33 protein-coding genes and 1 pseudogene are annotated in these 19,295 nt (G+C 65.9%); all 34 read right to left on the bottom strand.

The window, feature by feature from the left end; all coding sequences use genetic code 11:
- A partial coding sequence (locus tag PKD89_RS18310; RefSeq protein WP_289011028.1) for a hypothetical protein occupies positions 1-189 on the bottom strand: 189 nt, incomplete at its 3' end.
- Between the two features lie 289 nt (positions 190-478).
- The gene (locus PKD89_RS18305) at positions 479-1,495 is read right to left on the bottom strand and encodes an anti-sigma factor domain-containing protein (protein ID WP_289011027.1); all 1,017 of its coding nucleotides are present in this window, start codon (positions 1,493-1,495) and stop codon (positions 479-481) included.
- The gene (locus tag PKD89_RS18300; RefSeq protein WP_287376846.1) at positions 1,492-2,115 is read right to left on the bottom strand and encodes a sigma-70 family RNA polymerase sigma factor; all 624 of its coding nucleotides are present in this window, start codon (positions 2,113-2,115) and stop codon (positions 1,492-1,494) included. Before PKD89_RS18300 ends, PKD89_RS18305 begins: the two co-directional genes overlap by 4 nt.
- A 138-nt stretch (positions 2,116-2,253) precedes the next feature.
- Positions 2,254-3,012 (bottom strand): tRNA pseudouridine(38-40) synthase TruA, encoded by a 759-nt coding sequence (gene truA / locus PKD89_RS18295; RefSeq protein ID WP_289011025.1) that lies wholly within the window; start codon positions 3,010-3,012, stop codon positions 2,254-2,256.
- Positions 3,013-3,243: 231 nt separating this feature from the next.
- Positions 3,244-3,597 (bottom strand): annotated as a pseudogene (gene rplQ, locus PKD89_RS18290) (50S ribosomal protein L17); the annotation flags it as partial.
- Positions 3,594-4,538, bottom strand: a complete 945-nt coding sequence (locus tag PKD89_RS18285; protein ID WP_287376837.1) for a DNA-directed RNA polymerase subunit alpha — start codon at positions 4,536-4,538, stop codon at positions 3,594-3,596. The gene PKD89_RS18285 and the pseudogene rplQ, both read right to left, overlap by 4 nt.
- A gap of 87 nt (positions 4,539-4,625) precedes the next feature.
- Positions 4,626-5,243 (bottom strand): 30S ribosomal protein S4, encoded by a 618-nt coding sequence (gene rpsD, locus PKD89_RS18280; protein WP_287376834.1) that lies wholly within the window; start codon positions 5,241-5,243, stop codon positions 4,626-4,628.
- Positions 5,244-5,260: 17 nt separating this feature from the next.
- Positions 5,261-5,665 carry a 30S ribosomal protein S11 gene (rpsK, locus tag PKD89_RS18275; protein ID WP_425591265.1) on the bottom strand — a complete coding sequence of 135 codons (405 nt, stop codon included), beginning with the start codon at positions 5,663-5,665 and terminating at the stop codon, positions 5,261-5,263.
- 90 nt (positions 5,666-5,755) lie between these two features.
- On the bottom strand, positions 5,756-6,133 hold the full coding sequence (gene rpsM, locus PKD89_RS18270) for a 30S ribosomal protein S13 (protein ID WP_287376828.1): 378 nt from the start codon (positions 6,131-6,133) through the stop codon (positions 5,756-5,758).
- Positions 6,134-6,179: 46 nt separating this feature from the next.
- Positions 6,180-6,293, bottom strand: coding sequence for a 50S ribosomal protein L36 (gene rpmJ / locus PKD89_RS18265; protein WP_287376825.1), 114 nt, complete (start codon positions 6,291-6,293; stop codon positions 6,180-6,182).
- 41 nt (positions 6,294-6,334) lie between these two features.
- A complete protein-coding gene (gene infA, locus PKD89_RS18260; RefSeq protein ID WP_287376866.1) occupies positions 6,335-6,559 on the bottom strand; it encodes a translation initiation factor IF-1 in 225 nt (74 codons plus the stop codon).
- Between the two features lie 209 nt (positions 6,560-6,768).
- Positions 6,769-7,413: an adenylate kinase gene (locus PKD89_RS18255; protein ID WP_287376823.1), complete on the bottom strand. Its 645-nt coding sequence runs from the start codon at positions 7,411-7,413 to the stop codon at positions 6,769-6,771.
- Between the two features lie 22 nt (positions 7,414-7,435).
- On the bottom strand, positions 7,436-8,773 hold the full coding sequence (gene secY / locus PKD89_RS18250) for a preprotein translocase subunit SecY (RefSeq protein ID WP_287390954.1): 1,338 nt from the start codon (positions 8,771-8,773) through the stop codon (positions 7,436-7,438).
- A gap of 19 nt (positions 8,774-8,792) precedes the next feature.
- Entirely contained in the window at positions 8,793-9,278 is a 486-nt protein-coding gene (gene rplO, locus PKD89_RS18245) for a 50S ribosomal protein L15 (RefSeq protein WP_287376818.1), read from the bottom strand.
- Positions 9,275-9,460: a 50S ribosomal protein L30 gene (gene rpmD, locus PKD89_RS18240; RefSeq protein ID WP_287376815.1), complete on the bottom strand. Its 186-nt coding sequence runs from the start codon at positions 9,458-9,460 to the stop codon at positions 9,275-9,277. The genes rplO and rpmD overlap by 4 nt, the downstream gene beginning before the upstream one ends.
- The gene (rpsE, locus tag PKD89_RS18235; RefSeq protein ID WP_349257386.1) at positions 9,460-10,047 is read right to left on the bottom strand and encodes a 30S ribosomal protein S5; all 588 of its coding nucleotides are present in this window, start codon (positions 10,045-10,047) and stop codon (positions 9,460-9,462) included. The genes rpmD and rpsE overlap by 1 nt, the downstream gene beginning before the upstream one ends.
- Positions 10,048-10,049: 2 nt before the next feature.
- Entirely contained in the window at positions 10,050-10,415 is a 366-nt protein-coding gene (rplR, locus tag PKD89_RS18230; RefSeq protein ID WP_287376812.1) for a 50S ribosomal protein L18, read from the bottom strand.
- A gap of 19 nt (positions 10,416-10,434) precedes the next feature.
- Positions 10,435-10,974, bottom strand: coding sequence for a 50S ribosomal protein L6 (gene rplF, locus PKD89_RS18225; protein WP_289011024.1), 540 nt, complete (start codon positions 10,972-10,974; stop codon positions 10,435-10,437).
- Positions 10,975-10,982: 8 nt separating this feature from the next.
- A complete protein-coding gene (rpsH, locus tag PKD89_RS18220; RefSeq protein ID WP_287376806.1) occupies positions 10,983-11,387 on the bottom strand; it encodes a 30S ribosomal protein S8 in 405 nt (134 codons plus the stop codon).
- A gap of 14 nt (positions 11,388-11,401) precedes the next feature.
- Positions 11,402-11,587: a type Z 30S ribosomal protein S14 gene (locus PKD89_RS18215; RefSeq protein WP_287376805.1), complete on the bottom strand. Its 186-nt coding sequence runs from the start codon at positions 11,585-11,587 to the stop codon at positions 11,402-11,404.
- Positions 11,587-12,147 (bottom strand): 50S ribosomal protein L5, encoded by a 561-nt coding sequence (gene rplE / locus PKD89_RS18210; RefSeq protein ID WP_425591266.1) that lies wholly within the window; start codon positions 12,145-12,147, stop codon positions 11,587-11,589. Before rplE ends, PKD89_RS18215 begins: the two co-directional genes overlap by 1 nt.
- Before the next feature lie 89 nt (positions 12,148-12,236).
- Positions 12,237-12,539 carry a 50S ribosomal protein L24 gene (gene rplX, locus PKD89_RS18205; RefSeq protein WP_289011029.1) on the bottom strand — a complete coding sequence of 101 codons (303 nt, stop codon included), beginning with the start codon at positions 12,537-12,539 and terminating at the stop codon, positions 12,237-12,239.
- A gap of 35 nt (positions 12,540-12,574) precedes the next feature.
- Positions 12,575-12,943: a 50S ribosomal protein L14 gene (gene rplN / locus PKD89_RS18200; protein ID WP_287376802.1), complete on the bottom strand. Its 369-nt coding sequence runs from the start codon at positions 12,941-12,943 to the stop codon at positions 12,575-12,577.
- Positions 12,940-13,233: a 30S ribosomal protein S17 gene (gene rpsQ / locus PKD89_RS18195; protein WP_287376799.1), complete on the bottom strand. Its 294-nt coding sequence runs from the start codon at positions 13,231-13,233 to the stop codon at positions 12,940-12,942. Before rpsQ ends, rplN begins: the two co-directional genes overlap by 4 nt.
- The gene (gene rpmC / locus PKD89_RS18190; protein ID WP_287376795.1) at positions 13,234-13,452 is read right to left on the bottom strand and encodes a 50S ribosomal protein L29; all 219 of its coding nucleotides are present in this window, start codon (positions 13,450-13,452) and stop codon (positions 13,234-13,236) included.
- On the bottom strand, positions 13,452-13,868 hold the full coding sequence (gene rplP / locus PKD89_RS18185; RefSeq protein WP_287376792.1) for a 50S ribosomal protein L16: 417 nt from the start codon (positions 13,866-13,868) through the stop codon (positions 13,452-13,454). Before rplP ends, rpmC begins: the two co-directional genes overlap by 1 nt.
- A gap of 4 nt (positions 13,869-13,872) precedes the next feature.
- Positions 13,873-14,793: a 30S ribosomal protein S3 gene (gene rpsC / locus PKD89_RS18180; protein ID WP_349257385.1), complete on the bottom strand. Its 921-nt coding sequence runs from the start codon at positions 14,791-14,793 to the stop codon at positions 13,873-13,875.
- Positions 14,793-15,515, bottom strand: a complete 723-nt coding sequence (gene rplV, locus PKD89_RS19875; protein ID WP_349257384.1) for a 50S ribosomal protein L22 — start codon at positions 15,513-15,515, stop codon at positions 14,793-14,795. Before rplV ends, rpsC begins: the two co-directional genes overlap by 1 nt.
- Before the next feature lie 2 nt (positions 15,516-15,517).
- The gene (gene rpsS, locus PKD89_RS18170) at positions 15,518-15,802 is read right to left on the bottom strand and encodes a 30S ribosomal protein S19 (protein ID WP_287376791.1); all 285 of its coding nucleotides are present in this window, start codon (positions 15,800-15,802) and stop codon (positions 15,518-15,520) included.
- A gap of 96 nt (positions 15,803-15,898) precedes the next feature.
- Positions 15,899-16,735: a 50S ribosomal protein L2 gene (rplB, locus tag PKD89_RS18165; RefSeq protein WP_287376788.1), complete on the bottom strand. Its 837-nt coding sequence runs from the start codon at positions 16,733-16,735 to the stop codon at positions 15,899-15,901.
- A gap of 11 nt (positions 16,736-16,746) precedes the next feature.
- A complete protein-coding gene (rplW, locus tag PKD89_RS18160) occupies positions 16,747-17,040 on the bottom strand; it encodes a 50S ribosomal protein L23 (RefSeq protein ID WP_287376787.1) in 294 nt (97 codons plus the stop codon).
- Entirely contained in the window at positions 17,037-17,678 is a 642-nt protein-coding gene (gene rplD / locus PKD89_RS18155) for a 50S ribosomal protein L4 (protein ID WP_287376784.1), read from the bottom strand. The genes rplW and rplD overlap by 4 nt, the downstream gene beginning before the upstream one ends.
- Complete coding sequence (gene rplC, locus PKD89_RS18150) at positions 17,678-18,337, bottom strand: 50S ribosomal protein L3 (RefSeq protein ID WP_287376782.1); 660 nt, start codon at positions 18,335-18,337, stop codon at positions 17,678-17,680. Before rplC ends, rplD begins: the two co-directional genes overlap by 1 nt.
- 350 nt (positions 18,338-18,687) lie before the next feature.
- Positions 18,688-18,999 carry a 30S ribosomal protein S10 gene (gene rpsJ / locus PKD89_RS18145; RefSeq protein WP_289011023.1) on the bottom strand — a complete coding sequence of 104 codons (312 nt, stop codon included), beginning with the start codon at positions 18,997-18,999 and terminating at the stop codon, positions 18,688-18,690.
- Positions 19,000-19,295 lie beyond the last annotated feature (296 nt).

Genomic DNA, 19,295 nt, shown 5'->3' with positions numbered 1-19,295 from the left:
CCCTACCAGGTGGCGCAACCCCCCAAAACTGGTCCCTACCAACTGGCGCACGACAACTAATCCACCGCGCTCGTGGCGAGGGCCACGAAGCGCACCCAGCGCCTCCCCCACCCCGGCGATGCCGGGGGTGGGGGAGGCAGAGTCGGCGTGGGAGCCGGACTCTTGGGGGGTGGGCTTGGCTGGGGTCACATCTCTTCTTCGATGCCACCCTCGACCCCGGATCACCAGTTAGGTGTGACGCTGGACACATCTCACCTCGGGCGAGACCACCCCGAACACGGGAGCCCAAACGACCGCCAGACCGCGCCCTGGGCTCCCCACTTGCGAGAACCCTGCCGGTGCCTTCCGAACCCGGGAGCCCAAACGACCGCCAGACCGCGCTCTGGGCTCCCCACTTGCGGGACATCACTTTGGGTGCAGACGCGGCGACGCCACCCGGGCGGGTGGCGTCGTCGGGACTCTTCGGTTGTGGGCTGGATCAGCTGAATTCGCCGACGGCGACCGGGTCGTGGTCCGAGGTCACCACTCCACCCTCGGTTTCAACGGATATCGCCAACGCCTTGGCATCGGTGGCGGTCTGAAAAGCGCTGACCATCGGTCGCCGGCCGAGCACCCCGACCGAGACGACATTGTCGTCGCGGGCGGCCCACAGCTGGTACGTCTGGCCGGCCGGCAGCTCGGGTAGATCCTCGGCGAACAGATAACCGGTGCCGTCCTCGGTGACGGCGGCCCGTACGTTGACCTTCAGGTCACCGCCGGTCAGATCGACCAACTCCGAGGATGGATCGGCCAGGGCCTGTTGGGCGGAGCGCTCGATGCCACCCGACGCCATCTCGGACGAGAGGTTGTCGATGCGGGTTCCCTGTCGCACGACCAGACCGCCGAGCATCAGGACGGCCACGACGGCCGCTGCTGCCGCAGCGAGCGCCCAGCCCCGCACGCCGCCAACCCGGGTCGCCCGCCGACCTGGGTCGCCGGCGACCGCACCGGAACGAGCCGAACGACGTTGGGCGAGCTCGTCCACCGGGGTTGGCTCACGCCTGACGTCGACCATCTCGTCCCGCGCGGCATCTAATGCCCCATCGGCATCGGCATCGGCGGAGGCCTGGTCACGGCCCCCATCGGAGGCTTCGTCCGTCCGGCGATCGGACGACCGCACACCGGGTGGGATGCTGAGCGCGCCGTCGGGGAAGAGCGCGTCGACCGATGGCGCCGAGCCCGTGCCGCTCTCAGCACCGGTTTCAGCGAGGCGGTCGCGCAGTCGGTCCCACGTCCCGATCGGTGGGGCCGAAGCGGCCTCGGCCGCCAGCGCATCGACGGCGACCTGCATGGTGGCCAGTTCTGCCCGTGCGCTGGGGGAACGCTCGAGCAACATGTCGACCTGGAGACGTTCGTCCCCGGACACGGCGTCAAGGGCGTAGGCCCCCAAGAGGCTCTCGATCGAGTCGTCGGCGCCGGCACCGTCTGGTGCACCGCCGCCGAAGTTGCCAGTCATGTCTGCACTCCTAGTCCAGCCGCTTCCAGGTGGGAGGCGAGCTTGGCGAGGCCGAGGCGGATACGGCTTTTGGCCGTTCCCTCGGGGATGGACAATTGGGTGGCGACCTCCCGGTAGGTGCGGCCGCCGAAGTAAGCGAGCACGATCGCGTCGCGCTCAGATGCGGAAAGCTCTTCGAGGGCGTTACGGATGTTGTCGGACCGGATCATCTCCCACGCCTCCCGTTCAATATCGGCGGGCGGCCTGGTGGTGGCCAGGTCCACCTCGTGGCGCTCTTCCCGATCGCGCCGGGCCTGCTCGCTCCGGATCCGATCGACCGAACGGCTGTGGGTCATGCGAAGCAGGTAGGTGCGCAGCGTGCCCCGCTCGGGGTCAAAGCGTTCGGGCGAGTTCCACAGCCGAACAAAGGTGTCTTGAAGCACCTCTTCGGCGATATGGCGGTCGCAGATCACCCGGTTTGCCAGGCCGAACACCGCGTCGCCGTGTCGGCGGTACAGCTCGCGCAGCGCCGCCTCGTCGTATCGGCCGACTGCGACCACAAGGGCGGCGTCGGAGAGAGCTGCGAGTTCCGGGTCCATCTGCTCGTACTCCGAGCCTGCGTGGCCTCGTGGATCACTCATCAGGAACTTTCTTTCTCATCGCCGACCGCCCATTGCGCTCGCGACGCCCGAACCGCTGAGATTCGAGCGTCGATCGTCTGACGGTTTGGAGACGGGTTGATGCGGCGATTCTATGAGGCGACGCCCATCGGATGCGCGTCATCCGTAACCGGCCTGCCACAGCGTCAATCCCTCCGCCGGCGCCACCGGACCACACTGCTGGCGGTCCAGCGACTCGAGCGCCCGGGCTACCGAGTCCACGTTACGCCGCCCCTCCCCCACTTGAACGAGCGTGCCGACCATCGAGCGCACCTGGTGATGACAGAACGAGCTGGCCAGAACCCAGAAGTCCAACCGGTGCGGCCCGTCACACCGGACGTCGAACTCGTGCAGGTTTCTCACACGTGAGCGTTCCACCTGACCGGGAGCCGGAGGGGTCCGGCGACAGAACGTCGAAAAGTCATGATGGCCGACGAAGGCCTGGGCCGCCGTGGCCATCGGGGACGGATCGAGTTCGCCCTCCCGGTGCCAGACGAAGCGCGCCACCTGCGGGTCGACCCAAACCGAAGTGACCACCGAATAGCGGTAGCGACGCCACGTGGCCGAGAAGCGGGCGTCGAACGTCGTCGGCACGATCTGGGCATCGGTGACGGCGATTTCCGGCCCGAGCATACGGTTGAGCGATCGCATCAGGCGGGCCGCTTCGAGGCCCTCCTTGTCGGTGTCGAAGTGCACCACCTGACCACGGGCGTGGACGCCGGCGTCGGTGCGACCAGCGCAGGTGACCGTCACATCGTGCCCGCACATGCGGCCCAGGGCGGCATTGAGCTCGCCGGCGACGCTGCGGATGCCGATGTTGACCGCAAAGCCCCGAAACCCGGAACCGTCATAGGCAACGTCAAGCCGCCACCGCGTCATGGCCAACCAACCGGCAGAGCCGTCGCCATCGGTGCAGTGAAGGTCCTGGACCGCTTCGCCAAGTCCCTGACCTTCACTCCCCCGACGTCGACGACGGGTTCATCGAACGAGACCCCAGACGCGGAGCGTCGACAGGTCGTGGGGGTGGTGGCATCCAGGCGCATAGCGGATCGGCGCAGGGATGTCATCACGCCCACGGCCTGCCGACCGCGCGCACTCAAAAGAGCGTCAGACCAGTTCGATGATCGCCATCGGCGCGTTGTCACCCTTGCGCTTGTCATCCAGCTTGAGGATGCGGGTGTAACCGCCCGGACGGTCGGCGTAGCGCGGACCGATATCTTCCATCAGCGTGTCGGCGATCTCGGTATCGTTGAGGAAGGCGAGGATTTGGCGGTGATTGTGCAGGCCACCCTTGGCGGCCTTGGTGATCACCTTCTCGGCCACCGGGCGCAGCGCCTTGGCCTTGGCCTCCGTGGTGACGATGCGCTCGGCCGCCATCAGCGACGACACGAGGTTGGCCAGCATCAGTCGCTGGTGCTTGGCAGAGCCGCCAAGCCGCTTGCCTTTGGTTGGCGTGCCCTTCATCCGAGCTCCCGGGAGTTGAGGGACAGGCCCCGCTCGTCGAGCTTCACAAGAACCTCGTCGAGGGACTTCTGTCCAAAGTTGGTAATGGCCAGCAGATCATCGGGGGTCTTCGACAGCAGCTCGCCCACCGTGTTGACCTGAGCCCGCTTGAGGCAGTTGCGGGGCCGCTCGGACAGCTCGAGATCTTCGATCGGCAGCTCGAGGTCGGGCGACACGCCGGCCGCCGGGGCCAGGTCGCCCAGCTCCAAGCCTTCCGGCTCGTCGGTCAACTCGGCGACCAGCTGAACCAGACCGGTCAGCGTGGCGCCGGCCGAGGCCAGGGCGTCGCGGGGCGACAGCGAGCCGTCGGTCTCGACGTCGAGCACCAGGCGGTCGAAGTTGGTCGACTGCTCCACCCGGGTGGGCTCGACGATGAACGACACGCGGCGCACCGGCGAAAAGATCGCATCGATCGGGATGGCCCCGATCGTGGTGTTGCCCTTGGTCGAGTCGGCGGGCGAATAGCCGCGGCCGCGTTCGATGGTGAGCTCCATCGCCAGCTGGCCGTCCTCGTTGATCGTGGCCAGCGGCAGTTCGCCGTTGAGTACCACGACCTCGTCGGTGGTGCGGATGTTGCCGGCGGTCACCGTGGTGGGACCGGCCACATCGAGGCGCACGACCACCGGGGCGTCGGACTCGGAGCTGACGACGACATCTTTGAGGTTCAAGATGATGTCGGTGACGTCCTCGGCGACGCCTCGAATCGTGTCGAACTCGTGCAGTGCGTCATCGAAGCGAACCGAAGTAACGGCCGCTCCGGGGATCGACGACAGCAGGGTGCGGCGAAGCGAGTTGCCCAACGTGTGCCCGAAGCCGGGTTCAAGGGGGCCGATGGCAAATTGCTGCCGGGTGTCGTCGCCCTCGTCGAGGGCTTCGACCGTGGGTCGTTGGATCACGAGCATGGTGGTCGCAACCTTCCTGGGGGGTGATCGTGGCTGAATGAACTTCTTTGGGAACGCCGTCGCCGTCGGCGACGGCGTTCCCGAGAATTACTTGGAGTAGAGCTCGACGATGAGCTGCTCGCGCACCGGCACGTCGATCTGCTCGCGCACCGGCAGCTCGCGCACGGTGATCGAGTTGTGGTTTTCGCCACGCTCAAGCCATGCGGGAGCGGCGCGGTCGAGGGTGTCCTTGTTCCAGGTGATCGTGATCATCTCACGGCTCTTTTCCCGGAGCGTCACGACGTCACCCTTGCGGAGGCGGTAGCTGGGCGTGTGCACCCGGCGACCGTTCACCTCGAAGTGACCGTGGCTGACCAGCTGGCGGGCCTGGGGGCGGGTGGCCGCCAAGCCGGAGCGGTACACGACGTTGTCGACGCGCAGCTCGCAATAGACCAACAGCGTTTCGCCGGTCACGCCGGGGCGGCCGGAGGCCTCCTCGTAGAGCCGGCGGAACTGCTTCTCGGTCATGCCGTAGGTGAAGCGAGCCTTCTGCTTCTCCTGAAGCTGAAGCAAGTACTCCGAGACGTTGCCTCGGCGACGGGTTCGCCCGTGCTGGCCTGGGGGGTAGGGGCGCTTCTCCATGGCGAGAACCTCGCCCTTGGTTCCCCAGATGTTGGTGCCGAGTCGGCGAGAGACGCGCGCTCGGGGTCCTGTGTAGCGGGACATGTCCTAATTCCTTCCTGCTACTGACGGCGCCGCTTGGGCAGCTTGCAACCGTTGTGGGGTACGGGGGTGACATCCTTGATACCGATAACTTCGATGCCGAGGGTTTGGATGGACCGGATGGCGGTTTCGCGGCCTGAGCCGGGGCCCTTCACCATCACGTCCACGCGACGAACGCCGTGCTCCATCGCCTTGCGGCCGGCCTGTTCGGCGGCCATCTGAGCGGCATACGGGGTGGACTTGCGGGAGCCCTTGAAGCCCACGTTTCCGCCCGACGCCCACGACAGGATGTTGCCCTCCTGGTCGGAGATGGCGATGATCGTGTTGTTGAATGATGACTTGATGTGCACGATGCCGTGAGTGACGTTCTTGCGCTCACGACGGCGGGGTCTCCGTGCGCCGGCTTGTGGCTTGGCCATTCGCATTCCTCAGCTTGGTTCGGGTGATCGTGGGGTGGTGGAACAGGTACCGAAATCATCGCCCCGGTCGAGCGATGAGTCTCGGTGTCGGGGTGACTACTTGCGGACCTTCTTCTTACCGGCCACGGTCTTCTTCGGACCCTTGCGGGTGCGAGCGTTGGTGTGGGTGCGCTGGCCCCGGACCGGCAGGCCCCGCCGATGGCGCAGGCCCTGGTAGGAGCCGATCTCCATCTTGCGCTTGATGTTCTGCTGCACCTCACGGCGCAGGTCGCCCTCCACCTTGAGGTTGGCCTCGATGTAGGTGCGGAGCTGGCTGACCTCGGCCTCGGTGAGGTCCCGCACGCGGGTGTCCTCGGGAAGGCCGATGGCCTCCAGGATCGCGGAAGCCTGGTTGGGCCCGACCCCGTAGATATAAGTGAGTGAGATCACCAACCGCTTCTCGCGGGGAATGTCCACTCCAGCAATGCGTGCCATTTCTTAGCGCTCCTCGATCATCTGGATCTCAACCATTCGGGCCGTCTCAGCCTTGCCGCTGCTTGTGACGCGGGTTCTCGCAGATCACGCGCACGGTGCCACCTCGACGGATGACCGTGCACTTCTCACACATGCGCTTCACGCTGGTTTGAACCTTCATGATTGCCTCTCGCGTTTTGTCCGGAGACGGTTCCGGACCGACTACTTGTAGCGGTACGTGATACGACCCCGGGTGAGGTCGTAAGGGGTGAGTTCGACCTGCACCTTGTCCCCGGGCAGGATGCGGATGTAGTGCATACGCATCTTTCCGGAGATGTGAGCCAACACTTCGTGCCCGTTTTCCAACTCGACGCGAAACATCGCATTGGGCAGCGATTCGTTGACGGTGCCTTCCATGACGATGGCGTCTTCTTTGGACTTCGGCAGGGTGACTCCTCAGTTGCGGACGGACGAATGCCGGCTGGTTGGGCCGGCGACCGTGGCTGGACGAACGAAAGGTTGAAAGCTTGGGTGGAAGCGATCAACCGGGGCGTCGCACACGCTGAGCGCATGCGGGCACGCGGCGGCACGACTTGCCAACAAGTCGGCAGAGAAGCTTACCCCGCCGGGGACCGGAGACAAAACCAGCGGCCGGATCATCGGGCCAACCCGTCGTTGATCCCCGTGACGACGCGACCTGCGACGTCGGCGACAGCGCCGGCTCCGTCGACGGTCACCAGGCGGTTCGACTCGCCGTAGCGGGCGAGGAGCGGCTCGGTCTGCTCGGCGTAGACCTCCAGGCGGTGACGCACTGCGGACTCGGTGTCGTCATCGCGCTGGACGACGGCGCTGCCGTCGACCTCACAGATGCCCGAACGGGCTGACGGATCGTTCGCTGTGTAAATGTGGCCCTCGGCCTTGCACACCCGCCGCGAGCTGATGCGCTCGACGACGACGTCTTCGGGAACCTCGAGGTTGATCGCCAGGTCGAGCGGCGGGTCGGCGATCTGGTCGAGGTCGTCGGCTTGGGTAGGCGTGCGGGGGAAGCCGTCGAGCAGCCACCCGTCGGCGGCGTCGCTCTGAGCAAGCCGTTCGGCGACGATGCCGCGCAGCACGTCGTCGGGTACCAGGTCGCCCCGGTCCATGATCGCTTTCGCAGCCAGGCCGATTTCGGTTCCCGCCGAAATCGCAGCCCGAAAGATGTCGCCGGTGGAGATGTGTGGCACGCCGAAATGCTCGGCGAGCAGCTTGGACTGCGTTCCCTTACCGGCACCCTGTCGACCGAAGATCACCAACCTCATGACACACCCGCCCTTTCAGCCATCAGCGCTTCTCCGGCTTGTTCGACAGGAAGCCCTCGTAGTTGCGCAGCATCAGCTGGCCATCGATCTGCTTCATCAGCTCGAGGGCCACGCCGACGGCGATGAGCAGCGAGGCGCCACCGATCGAGAAGGCAATGCCCGAGTTGGCCCGTCCCACGATCATGACGACGATGATGGTCGGCGCCAGCGCCAGGAAGGCGATGAACAGCGCACCGGGGAAGGTGATCCGGTTGAGCACCTTGGCCAGGTAGCGCTCGGTCTGGGGGCCGGGTCGGATGCCGGGGATGAAGCCACCCTGCTTGCGCAGGTTGTCGGCCTGTTGCACGGGGTCGAAAGCGATCGACGTGTAGAAGTAGCTGAAACCGAAGATCAGCAGCCCGAAGATGCCCAGGTAGACCGGCGAGGCCGCCTGCACCAGGTTGCCGTCGATCCAGCGCCGCACCGCATCGCCCCACCCACTCTTGGGCAGGACGTTGACCAAGAGGACGGGCATCTGCAGGAAAGCGGAAGCAAAGATGATCGGGATCACGCCCGCCTGGTTGACCTTCAGGGGGATGTAGGTGCTCTGGCCCCCGTACATGCGGCGACCCACCTGACGCTTGGCGAACTGCACCGGAATCTTCCGGACACCGTTCTCGATGTAGATGATGAAGATCAGCAGCAACACGGCCACGCCGGACACCAGCAGCACGGCGAACCATCCGTTGGAGGCCCGCAGGCTGGCGCCGACCGATGGAAAGGCCGAGACGACCGAGCTGAAGATGATCAGCGACATGCCGTTGCCAATCCCCCGCTGGGTGATCAGCTCGCCCATCCACATCAGCAGGGCGGTGCCGGCGGTGAACGTCAAGACGATCAGCGACAGGGTGCCCAGGTTGAAGTTGGTGACGAGGGAGATGTTCTCGTTCGACGTCAGCCCGCCGCCACCGTTCTGGAACAGATAGACGAAGCCCGTGCTCTGCAGCACGGCGATGCCGATCGTGACATAGCGGGTCCACTGCGTGATCTTGCGTTGCCCGACCGCCCCCTGCTGTTGCCACTCCTCCAGCTTGGGGATGACCACGCCGAGGATCTGCAGGATGATCGACGCTGTGATGTACGGCATGATGCCCAAGGCGAAGATGGCAAACTGCGTCAACGCGTTACCCGAAAACAGCTGGAGATAGCTGAGCACCCCACCCTGTTCGGCCTGCGACTTGATCGCTGCGACGGCCGACTGATCGATACCGGGCGCGGGGATGTATGAACCCAGCCGATAGAGCGCCAAAATGAACAAGGTGAAGAAAATCTTGTTCCGGAGCTCCGGTATCTTGAAGAGGTTGCGCAGCGAGGAAAACACAGGGAGCTCCAGTTACCGCTTAGCGGTTGGTGTGGGCCGATCCGTGGAACGCAGGGCGCACGGCATGGGGCAGGTCGAGTCGCTCGACGCTGCCGCCCGCAGCGGTGATCGCAGCCTCGGCGGAGGCGGAGAAAGCATGAGCCTTCACCGTGACGGCGCGATCGATCTCGCCACGTCCCAGCACCTTGACCAGTGAGCCCTTGCCAACCAGCCCGATGCCGAGCAGGGTTTCGGGGCTGACCTCGTCCAGGCCGCACTCGGCGATCGTGTCGAGGTTGATCGGCTGATACTCAACCCGGAACGGGTTGTTGAAGCCGCGCAGCTTGGGCAGGCGCTGGAACAAGGGCAGCTGACCGCCCTCGAAGGCGACCGGCACGGTGTTGCGAGCGTGCTGGCCCTTGGTGCCGCGGCCGGCGGTCTTGCCGCCCTTGCCACCGATACCTCGGCCGACACGCTTGGAGCGACGCTTGGCTCCGGGTGACGGTTGCAGATCGTGGATCTTCACGATGCATCCTCCTCGACGCTGATCAGGTGGGGGACCTTATTGATCTGGCCCCGCATGTCGGGGGTGTCCTCGAGCACGTTGGTCTTGCCGATGCGGCCGAGGCCTAAGGCGCGGAGGGATCCGCGCTGCTTGGGCTTGCTCCCGATCGCAGATCGGGTCTGTGTGACTCTCACTTTGGCCATCATCGAACCTCGGTCGGTTCGGGGGCCGGACCGCGCTCGGACTCCTGCCACGCACGCCACAGGGCGGGGGGCATGAACTCCTCGGGATCGAGGCCGCGAAGGCGAGCCATCTCGTCGGGGCGGCGCAGGCCGGTCAGCCCGGCCATGGTGGCCCGGGCGACGTTGATGTAGTTGGGCGAGCCCAGGGACTTGCACAGGACGTCGCCGATGCCGGCCTCTTCGAGGATGGCGCGGGCGGCGCCGCCGGCGATCACGCCGGTACCCGGGGCGGCTGGCTTGAGCATGACCCGGCCGGCGCCCAGTTCACCGATGATCGGGTGAACGATGGTGGAACCGGCCATCGGGACCTTGATCAGGGAGCGCTTGGCCTCTTCGGTGCCCTTCTGGATCGCCAGGGGCACCTCCTTGGCCTTGCCGTAGCCGAGGCCGACGCGACCGGCGCCGTCGCCGATCACAACCAGCGCTGTGAAGGAGAACCGACGTCCGCCCTTGACGACCTTGGCCACCCGGTTGATGTTGATCACGCGCTGTTCGCGCAGTGACATGTCGTCGCCGCGGGAGTTGCCGCGGTTGCTGTGTGGTGCCATCTCTAGAACTCCAGTCCGCCGGAACGGGCGGCATCGGCCAATGCGGCTACCCGACCGTGGAAGCGGAAACCGCCCCGGTCGAAGACCACCGTGGTCACTCCGGCGGCCTTGGCACGCTCGGCGATGCGCTCGCCGACCGCTGCGGCCGCCTCCTTGTTGGACGTCGCTCCACCCGACAGGTCGGATTCCTGGGTCGACGCCGCAGCCAGGGTGACCCCGGCGGTGTCGTCGATCACCTGGGCCATCACGTGTCGGTTGGACCGATACACGGAAAGGCGGGGGCGTTGTGTGGTCCCGCTGACCGTCGCACGCACACGGGCGTGGCGACGTATGCGGGATCGGCGCTTGGCGTTGGTCTTGTTGGTCATCTCATGCTCCTGGCCCGGCTCACTTGCCGGCCTTACCGGCCTTGCGCTTCACGTGCTCGTTGGCATAGCGGACGCCCTTGCCCTTGTAGGGCTCCGGCGAACGCAGCGCTCGAATGTTGGCGGCCACCTGACCGACGACCTGCTTATCGATGCCGGTGATCTCGATGTAGGTGTTACGAGGAAGCGTGAAGGTGATGCCCTCCGGCGCCTCGACCGTGATCGAGTGGGAGTAACCGAGCTGGAGCTCCAGGGCATTGGACCCCTTGGCCGCCGCTCGATAACCCGTACCGACGATCTCGAGATCCTTCTGGAACCCGGTGGAAACGCCGACGACCATGTTGTTCACCAGCGAACGCGACAGGCCGTGCAACGAGCGAGTTTCGCGCTCGTCGTCGCCCCGGCTGACGTTGACTTCACCGTCGTTGACCGCCACTGCAATGGCGCCCGGGATGTCCTGGCTGAGTTCGCCCTTGGGGCCCTTGACGGTCACGGCGCTGCCGTCGACCGACACGGTGACCCCGGCGGGGATGGTGATCGGCTGTTCTCCGATTCGTGACATGTCAGCTCCTACCAGACGTTGCAGAGGATCTCGCCACCGACCCGGCGGCGACGTGCCTCCCGGTCGGTGATCAGCCCCTGGCTGGTGGACAGCACCGAAATCCCGAGTCCGCCCAGCACGCGGGGCACCTCGTTGGATTTGCGGTAGATGCGAAGGCCGGGCTTGGACACCCGCTGCAGACCGGAGATCACGCGTTGGCGCTCCGGGGAGTACTTCATGGTGATCGTCAGGGTGTTGCCCGGGCCGTTGGGCGCAGGGTTCACCTCGTACGGGCCGATGTAGCCCTCACGACGGAGGATCTCGGCGAGAGCCAGCTTTTGCTTGGATGAAGGCATGCGCACCTGGTCGTGCATCGCGATATTCGCGTTGCGAATCCGGGTGAGCATGTCGGCGATGGGATCAGTCATTGACATTTTTCAGACTCCTCTCACCAGCTCGCCTTGCGGACCCCGGGAATTTCTCCCGCGTGGACCATCTCTCTCAGACAAATACGACACAGTCCAAACTTCCGGTAGACGGCACGTGGACGGCCACAGCGCTTGCAGCGGGTGTAGCCACGGACCTTGTACTTCGGCTTGCGGTTGGCCTTCTCAACGAGTGCCTTCTTCGCCATTACTGCTGCCCTTCACGTTTGAACGGGAAGCTGAAGGCGTCGAGCAGGGCCTTGCCTTCAGCGTCGGTACGAGCGGTCGTGACCAGCGTGATGTCCATACCCCGGGAGGCGTCGATCTGGTCGTAGTCAATTTCGGGGAAGATCAACTGCTCGGTCACCCCGAAGGTGTAGTTACCCCGGCCGTCGAAGCTCTTCGGCGACAAGCCACGGAAGTCGCGGATGCGGGGGATGGCGAGGTTGACCAACCGGTCGAAGAACTCCCACATGCGGTCGCCCCGCAGGGTGACCTTGACACCGATGGCGTTACCCTCACGCAGCTTGAAGCCTGCGATCGACTTCTTGGCCTTGGTGACGATCGGCTTCTGGCCGGTGATGATCGTCAGGTCGCCGATCACCCGTTCGATGAGCGCCTTCTGATCGATGGCGGCGCCGGCGCCCACGTTGACCACGATCTTGGTGAGGCGGGGCACCTCCATGACGTTTTCCAGCCCGAGTGCGGTCTGGATCTGGTCACGCAGCTCGGCGTTGTAGCGCAGCTTCAGGCGAGGCCCGGGGGCCACACCGTCGTAGTCGCCCACGCTGATCACCGGCTCGGACTCGGCTTCTTCGGCCTCGACGCCGGTCGTTTTGGCAGATTTGGTCGCGTTGCTCACAGCTCACCTCCGCTCTTGCGGGAGATTCGGGTTTTGATGCCGTCGTCGGACACCCGGTAACCGACCCGGGTTGGCGTGCCGCCCTCGACCAGCGCCACGTTGGACACATGGATGGGGCCCTCGGCCTCGCGAATGCCGCCAGGTTGACCCTGCTGGCGTGGCTTCTCGTGATGCTTCTGGACGTTGACGCCCTCGACGAGAAGCTTCTGGGCCTTCGGCATGGCCTTGATCACCACGCCCTCGGTGCCGCGGTCCTTGCCCCGCAACACGATCACCCGGTCGCCTTCACGGACCTTCATTTTGGCGGGCGCTTTGGCCTGCTTCGTGCGTGACATCACAGCACCTCCGGGGCGAGTGAGACGATGCGCATGAACTTGGCGTCGCGGAGTTCACGGCCGACCGGACCGAAGATGCGGGTGCCACGGGGCGCCCGATCCTCACGGATCAAGACCGCTGCGTTCTCATCGAAACGGATGTAGGAACCGTCGCTGCGACGCCGCTCCTTTTTGGTGCGCACGATCACGCAGCGCACGACCTCGCCCTTCTTGACGGCTGCACCGGGGAGGGCGTCCTTCACCGTGGCCACGACGATGTCGCCGATCGAGGCATAGCGGCGGCGAGAGCCTCCGAGCACCTTGATCACCAATACCTCGCGGGCACCGGAGTTGTCCGCAACCCGCATGCGGGTTTCCACTTGGATCATCGGGCACGCTCCAGGATCTCGAGCAGGCGCCAGCGCTTGTTCTTGGACAGTGGACGGGTCTCGACAACCCGCACCCGGTCGCCGACGTTGAGGGTGTTCTCCTCGTCGTGGACGTAGAGGCGCTTGGTGCGTCGGACCGCCTTGTCGTAGGCCCGATGCCGGACCTGCTGGGTGAAGCTGACGGTGACGGTCTTGTCCATGCCGCTCGAGGTGACGATGCCCTCGCGCACCTTGCGGGAAGGACGGGTCTCGGCGGTGGTGTCGTCCGCGTTGATGCTGGTCTCGGCCATTTACGCGTTCTCTCTCTCGGCGGCGGCAATCTCGCGCTCGCGCAGCTCGGTCAGGATTCGGGCGATCATCCGCTTGACCTCGCCCAGTCGGGCGGAGTTGTCGAGCTGGCCGGTGACCAGCTGGAACCGAAGGTTGAACAACTCTTCGCGTCGTTCGGCCAACTGGGTCAGCAGCTCGCCATCGGCGATCTCTCGAATGGGGGTGTCGTTACGGGCCATCAGATGCCCTCCTCCCGGGTGACGATGCGCGCCTTGATCGGCAGCTTCTGGATCGCCCGATCGAGCGCACCGCGTGCGACTGCTTCGTCGGGGTAGCTCAGCTCGAACATGATGCGGCCCGGCTTCACCGGGGCCACCCAGCGCTCGGGGTTGCCCTTGCCGGATCCCATGCGGGTCTCGGCCGGCTTGGCGGTGATCGGCTTGTCGGGGAAGACGGTGATCCACACCTTGCCACCGCGCTTGATGTGGCGCGTCATGGCGATACGAGCTGCCTCGATCTGCCGGGCGGAGATCCAACCCGGCTCGAGCGCCTGCACGCCGTACTGGCCGAAGCTGACCTCGGTTCCGCCCTTGGCGGTGCCCTTGAGGCGTCCTCGCTGGTGCTTGCGGTGTCGAACCTTACGTGGCATCAACATGGGATCACTCTCCCTCGTTCGGCCGGAAATGCTCCGGTCCCTTGGACCGGGACTGGGCCTGACGCTCGATCTCTTCTTCCTCGGTCAGCAGCTTCTCGAACTCCGGATCCGCTTCCTTGAGGAGGGGCGCAGGCTCGGTTACCTCGGCCGGGGCAGCATCGTCGTCGCCGGCGCCGGCGGGCACCGGCGGAGCGGGACGGGACGACACCACACGTGAGGTGGGTTCCTGGCCGGTGGACTCGCCCACCGCCATCGCAGCCTCTTTGGAGGCCTTGTCCTCGCCCTGGGGCTTGTAGGGCAGGATGTCGCCCTTGTAGAGCCACACCTTGACGCCGACGCGGCCGGTGCTGGTGGCGGCCTCGCGCAGGCCGTAATCGATGTCGGCCCGCAGGGTATGGAGCGGCACCCGACCTTCGCGGTACCACTCGGAGCGGCTCATCTCGGCACCGCCCAAACGGCCACCGCACTGAACCCGGATGCCGAGGGCGCCGGCCTTCATGGCGTTCTGGACCGCTCGCTTCATCGCACGACGGAACGCCATGCGGTTGGCCAGCTGGTCGGCGACGCCCTGAGCGATCAGGGCAGCATCGAGCTCGGGCTGCTTGATCTCTTGAATGTTGAGCTGCACCTTGGGGTTGCTCGTGATCCGGGCGAGCTCCTGGCGGAGCTCGTCGGCCATGGCGCCGCGGCGCCCGATCACGATGCCCGGACGGGCGGTGTGCAGATCGATGCGCACCCGATCGCGGGTTCGCTCCACCTCGATGCGGCTGATGGCTGCGTTGGCCATGCGGCCCATCAGATAGCGGCGGATTTCCCAATCCTCGACCACGTAGTCGACGTACTGCTCACGGCTGGCGTACCACCTGGACTTCCAGTCGGTGGTGATTCCCAGGCGAAAGCCGTACGGGTTGACCTTCTGTCCCATCAGGCGTCGTCCTTATCGTCGGCTGCATCCGCAGTGTCGTCGGCTGCATCCGCAGTGTCGTCGGCTGCATCCGCAGCGTCAGTGTCGTCTGCGTCGGTGTCGTCTGCGTTGGCCTCGGCAGCTTGGGCGGTGGCTTCCGCCTCCTGCTCGGCCGTGGCCTCGTCGGTGGGCGTGTCGTCCACCATCTCCGGGTTGACCGCTGCGGTGGCCGGTTCAACGACCTCTGCCTCGTCCGCCACCGACTGGTCGGCGGTGTTGGCGTCATCACCACGGCTCGCCGCAACGCGACGGGCTCGGGCGGCGGCGGCGTCTGCGGGGGCTCCCCCACGCTCGCGTCGATCGCTGAGCTCCTCGGCCGACAACCGTCCAACGATCACCGTGATGTGGGTGGTCCGCTTGTTGATGCGGGTGGCCCGGCCTCGGGCACGGGGCCGAAAGCGCCGCATCGTCGGGCCTTCATCGGCATAGCAGGCGGCGACGAACAGTTCGTCGGCGGGCAGGCCGTCGTTGGCGCCGGCGTTGGCGACCGCCGAGGCGACCAGCTTGGCGATCGGCCGACCGGCGTCGCGGTCGCAGCGGTTGAGCTCGTCCATCGCATCGGCGACCGGCAGGCCCCGGATCAGGTTGAGCACTTCGCGAGCCTTGTAGGCCGAGAAGCGAGCATGGCGCAAGACGGCGCGGGTGCCCGGACGTTCGTTGGTCTTCGTTCCGTTCTGGGCCATCGTTACCGCCCGCCTCGCGCCGTGCGCTCCTGGCCGGCGTGAAACTTGAAGGTGCGGGTCGGGGCGAACTCGCCCAGCTTGTGACCGACCATCGACTCGGTGACGTACACGGGAACGTGCTTGCGGCCGTCGTGCACTGCGATCGTGTGACCGACCATGTCGGGGATGATCGTCGAGCGTCGCGACCAGGTCTTGATGACCGTCTTCTGGCTCTTGTCGTTGAGCGCATCCACCTTCTTCAGAAGGTGGTCGTCGACGAAAGGGCCCTTCTTCAGACTGCGGGGCATATCAGGACTTCCTCGGGTTGCAGATGTGGTGACACCAGAACGCCGGTGTCGAATGGCGCGAGGTGCTCGACGGCACCGCGATGGGCTCGGCCGGGTTCATCGGCGAGACCCGCGGGTCCGACGACGACGCACGATCAGCTTCTCGGACGGCTTGGTCCGATCGCGGGTGCGGCCCTCGGGCTTGCCCCACGGCGACACCGGGTGGCGACCACCGGAGGTCTTGCCCTCACCGCCACCGTGCGGGTGGTCCACCGGGTTCATCGCAACGCCACGGGTCTGGGGGCGCTTGCCCTTCCAGCGGTTGCGTCCGGCCTTGCCGATCTGGATCAGCTCGTGCTCGACGTTGCCCACCTGGCCGATCGTCGCTCGGCAATCGATCGGCACACGACGGCGTTCGGTGGAGGGCAGCCGCAGGGTGGCGTAGCCACCTTCCTTGGCGACCAACTGCACCGATGCGCCGGCGGAGCGGGCCATCTTGGCTCCACCGCCGGGCTGCAGTTCGATGTTGTGGAGCGTCGTGCCGACGGGGATGTAGCGCAGCGGCATGGCATTGCCAGTGCGAATCTCGGCGCCCTGACCCGACTGCACCTCGTCACCGACGCTCAGGCCCCTCGGGGCAACGATGTAACGCTTCTCGCCATCCAGGTAGTGCAACAGAGCGATGCGGCAGGTGCGGTTGGGGTCGTACTCGATCGTGGCGACCTTGGCGGGGACACCGTCCTTGGTGCGACGGAAATCGATGACGCGGTAGCGCTGCTTGTGCCCGCCTCCGCGATGCCGCGAGGTCTTGCGACCCTTGTTGTTGCGACCACCGGTCTTGGTCTTCTGGGTGACCAGCGACCGCTCGGGGCTGGTCGCAGTGACGTCGGAGAAGTCCGAAACGGTCTGGAATCGACGTGCCGGACTGGTCGGCTTGCGCTTTCTGAGGCCCATGAGTCTCCCTCTCAGCGAACTTCGAAGAGTTCGATCGCGTCACCCTCGACGAGGGTGACCATGGCCCGCTTGGTGTCGGAGCGGGATCCGTACGTCATGCGCTTGCGCTGACGGATGCGCTTGCCGGGCCGGTTGAGCGTGTTGACCTTGACGACCGAGACGCCCCAGATGGTCTCGACCGCTTGGCGGATCTCAACCTTGTTGGCATCCGGGGCCACGATGAAGGTGTAGACACCCTCATCGATGAGGCCATAGGACTTTTCCGACACCACCGGTCGGATGATGACCTCGCGTGCGTCTCTCATGAGTCGTCTCCTGAAGCGGCAACTGCCGGGGCCGCACCGGGCAGCGAATCACGGGTATAGATGATGAAGTCGTTGACCAACACGTCGTAGGTCGTGACCTGACCGGCGTGGAGCAGCGTGACCTCGGGGAGGTTGCGCATGCTGCGGGCAGCGAGTTCGTCGTCACGGGTGAGCACGACGAGGATGCGTCCGGTGGCACCCAACGCAGTCAGTGCGGCCTTGGCCGCCTTGGTGCTCGCGGTGTCGAAGTTCCACTCGGAGAGCACGATGAGCTTGTTGTCGGCCAGGCGGTCCGAGAGCGCCGAGGCCAGCGCCAGGCGCTTCATCTTCTTCGGGGTGCGCTGCGCGTAGCTGCGGGGCTTCGGGCCATGGGCCACGCCGCCGCCACGCCAGTGTGGTGCACGGATCGAGCCCTGCCGAGCGTTGCCGGTGCCCTTCTGGCGCCACGGCTTGCGACCGCCACCACGCACCTCGGCGCGGGTCTTGGTCGAGGCGGTGCCCTTACGGTGGGCCGCCAACTGGGCGACGACCACCTGGTGCATCACCGACACGTTGGGCTCGACGCCGAACATGGCGTCGTCCAAGTCGATCGAGCCGGCCGAGGAGCCGGAATCATTGAGTACGTCGACGCTTGCCATCAGCTCTCACCTCCGCCGACGCCGGCCTTGATGGCGTCGCGAATCACGATGTAGGACCCCTTTGGACCGGGTACCGATCCCTTGACCAGCACGACACCGGCCTCGGGGTCTGCCCGGACGACCTCCAGGTTGAGTGTCGTCACCTTCTCGCCACCCATACGACCCGGAAGACGGGTGCCCTTGAACACCCGGCCCGGCGTGGCGCAGGCGCCGACGGCACCCGGCTTGCGGTGCACCTTATGGGCGCCGTGGCTGGCGGGCTGGCCAGCGAAGTTGTGGCGCTTCATGGCACCGGCGAAGCCCTTACCCTTGGAGACCCCGGCGACATCCACACGGTCGCCGGCTTCGAAGATCGAAGCGTCCAGCTGTTGACCGACCTCATAGGAGGAGGCGTCGCCCATCCGCAGCTCGACCAGCCGGACACCGGGATCGACACCGGCGGACTCGAAGTGGCCGGCCTCGGCCAGCGTCAGCTTGTTGGCCGACCTGGACCCGAAGGTCACCTGGACGGCTTCGTAGCCATCAGCGCCGTCGGCGGAGCGAACCGCCACGATGCGGCAGGGATCCACCTTGACCACGGTGACCGGCTGGATCTGCGAGTCCGCATCCCACACCTGGGTCATGCCGATCTTTTGTCCCACGATTGCTTTGTTCGCCATGACGGCTCGTCCTTGGTAGCTGGCCGACGCACCCGGAGTGGTGCGGATCGGTCGATTTGACGGGGCAGGAGGTTTGCTCGCCCTCTCACGCAAACGCTCCGCCCGGGCTGGCCCGGCGGAGCGACGTCTCGGTTGTGTCTCGTGGTTCCATCCGGATCCCCGATGACCTCAAGAGTCGGGGTGAAAAGTTCCGGTGGCCTGCGAGCGCCTCAATTGGTGGGACGGGGGTGTCCCACACACGAAGGGGAAACCCTACCGGTCGACATCCCCGGCCACAAACTCATCCGGCGGGAATCCCGTCGGGCGGTGCCGAGGTCGACCGGCGGGGGTCGCCCCGCCGGCACGCTGGGTCAGTGAATCTTGGTCTCGATGTCGACGCCGGCGGGCAGATCGAGGCGCTGCAGCGAGTCGACGGTCTTTTGGGTGGGCTCAAGGATGTCGATCAGGCGCTTGTGAACGCGCATCTCGAAGTGCTCGCGGCTGTCCTTGTACTTGTGCGGCGAACGGATCACCGTGACGCGGTGCTTCTCGGTGGGCAGCGGAATCGGCCCACGGATCGAGGCCTGTGTTCTGACAGCGGTCTCGACGATCTTCTTGGCCGACTGGTCGATGACCTCGTGGTCATAGGCCTTGAGGCGGATGCGAATGCGTTGGTTGGCCATGGAAAGCTCCTGGGAGAGAGGCGGCGTCGTACGCCGACTGCGTGAATCGTCGAGTGTCAAGGAACGCTGGTGCGTTGTGCGCACCACGGAACGGGTCACTCTAGCGGGGGTGCGCACCGCCGCACCACATCGGACGACGTTCGGGCACGGGAGCCGCTGACGGACGAAAACGGCAACAGCCGGGACCCGATGTCCCGGCTGTCGGCGTACCGCTGGCTGAGGCCCCATGTGGGGCAGCGTGCTACTTGATGACTTTGGTGACCCGGCCCGCACCCACCGTACGACCACCCTCACGA

Origin of the sequence: Candidatus Neomicrothrix sp. (assembly GCF_035329545.1) — a bacterium.
GTDB classification, from domain to species: Bacteria; Actinomycetota; Acidimicrobiia; order Acidimicrobiales; family Microtrichaceae; genus Microthrix; species Microthrix subdominans.
This window is presented reverse-complemented; position numbering and strand designations above follow the sequence as displayed.